Below are 1700 nucleotides of genomic sequence, written 5' to 3' on the forward strand. Positions count from 1 at the left end.
CTTGAGTATATCGAAGGGTGGTACAACCCCCACCGACGGCACTCGGCCCTGGGGTATCTGTCACCCGTGCGCTACGAGCAAGAGGCGAGCCGGAAGGCGGCCTAAAGCGCAGCCGCAAACCGTCCACGAAACCGGGGCAACTCCAGCGTTGAGCACTAGGCCCCACGGCGCAGGTCAAAGGCGTCCCCCTTCGTGATCCGATCTTCGATGCCGAAAGGCGTTGAGCACTCGAGCACGGCTCACCGCCTTGCCAGGGGCCTCAGTGATCCGATCTTCGATGCCGAAAGGCGTTGAGCACTTCTACAGCTACTTCGCCGTGCTCACGAATCAGTAGTGATGCGATCTTCGATGCCGAAAAGCGTTGAGCACTCGAGGTTCGCCTGGGCCATCAGCTACGCCTTCGGTGGATTGTCGATCAAGATTATGAGAAGCTCTTCTTGCCAGATAAACTTTGGAGAATCGTCCCGGTCCGGGAAAGAGTAACCGTTGAATACCTTCGCTATGTTCTCTCGCACGACGAGTTCCGCTCCCACCTCACACTGTCGGCGACGGGCACTAGTGGATCAATGCTGAACATATCTCAAGAAAAGTTGCGAAACGCTTCCCTGCCGCTGCCGCCATTTCAGTTGCAGGAACGGTTTTCCCAAATGGTTTGGGAATGTTATGCCATGAGGCAACGTCAAATATACGGAAGCATGGATTCGTCAGATCTTTTCAATGCTGTGTCTTGTCGAGCTTTCAGAAGCGAACTATAGCAAGCCGTGAACCGTGCAACCAACAACGACGAAGGAAACGCTTTTGGTCGATTGTCTTGCACAAATAGGGGGATGAGATGGCCAGAAGGAAAAAACGAAAAAAACGGCGAATCAATAAGGCCGGGGAGATGCTCTATGGGCACTATCTTGTCGCCTTTCTTGATCTCATGGGCCAAAGAGAGAACATCCGAAAAATGCGGGTGCCGGTGACAGGCGGAGAGGAGGCCAGAAAAGAAGTACTGGAGTATTTGAAGGAAACCGCTGGGAAAGTTTCTGCAGTTAGGGACATGGTGCTGGAGACGGTTCGATTAATCGGAAAGCCGTCCCATGTTCGAAAAGAATTGCCACTCGATACTCAAGCGGTGATGGATAGAATTACGGAACCTAGGATTCGGGTTATGCGTTTTTCTGACACCATTGTCCTGTTTATGCCAATGGCTGGAGAAAGTGTGGCCAATACAGCGGTAAACGTTTACGGAATGTTGGCCGCCGTCGCGTTTGCGTTGGTTACGAGCTTCGCAGGGGGAGTTCCTCTACGCGGCGGTATCGACATCGGCGCGGGAATCAACATTGAGAAAGATGAAGTGTACGGCGCTGCTCTCGAGCGGGCTTATGCACTGGAAAACACCTTCGCGGATTACCCAAGGGTTCTTGTTGGTCACGAGTTGCTCAACTACCTTACGATGCTATCTGGTAGCCACCCGCAATGTTCCGAGGATCAATTGGCAAAGACCTTTGGACGGTTGGCGTCCACTGCTGTCCAAAAACGAATAACAGAGGTCCTGGGGAGGGTCCGGAGAGGGCCTTCTGCCGCGGTTTGGGGCGGTCATCCTACGCCGTCGTGCGATTCAGCTGTCCAACATCGAACCCCGGCAGCGTGAGCTGGGGGTGATCTGGAACACCGGGTGGCGTCTCCAGCGGATCGTCCAGCCACAACCACAGGTC

2 protein-coding genes are annotated in these 1700 nt (G+C 54.2%); both read left to right on the plus strand.

The features are described from left to right. A partial coding sequence (locus ACYQ8L_RS18445; protein ID WP_459943288.1) for an IS3 family transposase occupies positions 1-105 on the plus strand: 105 nt, incomplete at its 5' end. 727 nt (positions 106-832) lie between these two features. Beyond that, positions 833-1636, plus strand: coding sequence for a hypothetical protein (locus ACYQ8L_RS18450; protein WP_459943287.1), 804 nt, complete (start codon positions 833-835; stop codon positions 1634-1636). Positions 1637-1700 lie beyond the last annotated feature (64 nt).

This window comes from Deferrisoma palaeochoriense (assembly GCF_054656955.1).

Excerpts from the sequence above, each read along its gene's own strand:
- ACYQ8L_RS18450 (WP_459943287.1), top strand. The coding sequence starts at position 833 with ATGGCCAGAAGGAAAAAACGAAAAAAACGGCGAATCAATAAGGCCGGG.